The organism is uncultured Eudoraea sp., from assembly GCF_947258525.1.
In the GTDB taxonomy this organism is placed as follows: Bacteria; Bacteroidota; Bacteroidia; order Flavobacteriales; family Flavobacteriaceae; genus Eudoraea.
This window is the reverse complement of sequence record NZ_CAMYIP010000129.1, coordinates 1-2,314: the sequence shown is the minus strand read 5'-3', so window position 1 is coordinate 2,314 and position 2,314 is coordinate 1. Positions and strand designations below refer to the sequence as shown.

Annotated in this window: 2 protein-coding genes; one reads left to right on the top strand and one right to left on the bottom strand. The window is 40.8% G+C overall.

Going from position 1 to position 2,314, the window contains the following annotated elements; all coding sequences use genetic code 11:
• Nucleotides 1–38: 38 nt before the first annotated feature.
• Nucleotides 39–896 (bottom strand): methylated-DNA--[protein]-cysteine S-methyltransferase, encoded by an 858-nt coding sequence (locus Q0X89_RS09935; RefSeq protein WP_297693645.1) that lies wholly within the window; start codon nt 894–896, stop codon nt 39–41.
• A gap of 188 nt (nt 897–1,084) precedes the next feature.
• On the opposite strand from Q0X89_RS09935, the gene Q0X89_RS09930 reads away from it, so the two are divergent.
• Complete coding sequence (locus Q0X89_RS09930) at nt 1,085–2,059, top strand: DMT family transporter (RefSeq protein ID WP_297693643.1); 975 nt, start codon at nt 1,085–1,087, stop codon at nt 2,057–2,059.
• Nucleotides 2,060–2,314: the final 255 nt, after the last annotated feature.

Below are 2,314 nucleotides of genomic sequence, written 5' to 3'. Positions count from 1 at the left end.
CTTCAGTTGAGTAGGTGCGTTAGATACATGAATGGATTTTATGCCGATCTCGCGGCTTCCCATCCTATCAAAGCCTTTTTTCGCGCAGATCCCCAACGATATTGATGGATTTTTCCAGATTTAGCAATCACCCTATGGCAAGGAATTAGATAGGCAACGGGATTGATGGCAATGGCGTTCGCAACAGCCCGAAATGCTTTAGGGTGTCCTATATGAGAGGCAATATCTTGGTAGCTTACTACCCACCCTTCGGGGATGCTCAATAAAGCTTTCCATACATTTATTTGAAAGTTTGTACCTTTAAGGTGTAAATTAAACGGACCTGGTTTTGTATTTCGATCATATCTGAATATATCGTTTGCAATTAAATTGATCGGCTTGTGGTTTTCAGTGAATACGGCTCCAGGCCAAGTTTCAAAAAGCTGGTTCAACGCTTCGGATCGTTTATCCCCTTTTACAAATCCAAGATGACAAATGCCTCGTTCTGTGATGGCAAGCAAACAGTCGCCGAACGGAGAGTCGCAGAAACCATAAAATATTTCCAATCCTGCCCCCTGTTTTTTAAATTCTCCAGGTGTCATTGCCTCGAAAGTGACAAATAAATCATGGAGACGACTGGGACCTGAAAGGCCCGCATCTAAGGCGGTATCGAGGAGGCTCCTTGAATCGGCCAGTTTCTGCTTTGTATAATCGAGCGTCATAAATTGTTGAAATTGGATCGGACTTATTCCTGCCCACCGCTTAAACATACGATCAAAATGATATTTGCTAAGATGAACACTTTCTGCAATTTTCTCCAATGTCGGTTGGGATTTAAAATTGGCCTCTAAATACTGAATGGCCTTTTCGATTCTTTTGTAATCATCTGATTGCTGGGAATAATCGTATGGATGCATTCCAACTTCCTTTCTTTTATGTCCGTGCCTAATAATAATGGACTATGGTCAGGATGACCACCCGAATCTTGCTAAAAAATTCAGCAATATTCGGGTCGCAAAAACAGTCCATAAGTGATTATTATCGAAACAACATTGCCAAGACAAATTCGATAATATAAATTCAGAAAAATTGTTAAGGAGAAAAGATGAAAACCCGGCTTATAGCGCAAAAGGCACAGATGAATAATAATTCTTTACCGCAGGGTGAAATCGTCAACCGGGTCATGGGTATAAAAGAATGGGGACTAATTATCATGTTGTCTATTTTATGGGGAGGTTCTTTTTTCTTTGTAGGAATGGCGGTAAAAGAAATGCCGCCATTAACTATTGTATTATGCCGGGTAGCCCTCGCATCCATTATCCTCTTGGCAATTGTTTATTTAAAAGGGGATAAAATGCCATCATCTCCAGGTTTATGGGGGGCATTCATAATCATGGGTGCATTGAATAATTTAATCCCGTTTAGTTTAATTGTCTGGGGACAAACACACATAGAAAGTGGCCTCGCAAGCATTTTAAATGCTACGACGCCCATTTTTAGTGTCGTCCTTACCCATTTTTTAACCAGAGAAGAACGACTCACAGCGAATCGAATTACAGGTGTAACCATTGGCTGGATTGGCGTAGCCATGTTGATAGGAATTGAGTCATTACGAGGATTCGGCATTGAAGTTTTCGGACAGCTTGCCGTCGTGGGAGCAACATTTTCATATGCCTGTGCTGCAATATATGGCCATCGATTTAAAGGTATTAATCCACTTATTGTGGCTACAGGGATGTTATGCGGTTCCACTATCATGATGACGCCTTTGGCGTTAGTCATCGAGCAACCATGGAATTTTTCACCAGGCACAACGACTTTAATGGCCCTTTTTGGACTTGCGGCTGTTAGCACTTCTTTAGCTTATATTATTTATTTCCAGGTTTTGGCGACTGCAGGTCCTACAAATCTTTTATTGGTCACCTTTTTAATTCCTGTTAGTGCTATATTGCTTGGAGTTGTAGTGTTAGCAGAGCGGCTTGCCTGGAATGCGTTTGCTGGGATGGGGTTGATATTTATTGGCCTAATTGCAATAGACGGTCGCTTGCTAATAATGTTCAAACGGAAAGAAGATGTTTGATATTATGAGGTTTGATATTTTTTTGATATTTTAAAAGGCAATTTTTAGGGTGCATAACCATGGACTATTGCCAATAGTCCTCGGTCAAGGTTGATATCATACGATCCCTACATGTTGTGGTGTGTGTTATTGGACACAATCATTGATTACGCTAATAAGTCCTGAGTCATGCAGTTGTGAGTTCATCGAGATACATGGAAAATCATCAAAATGCATATACGTAGATGTAACCCCAACTCTGACAAAACTACAGAT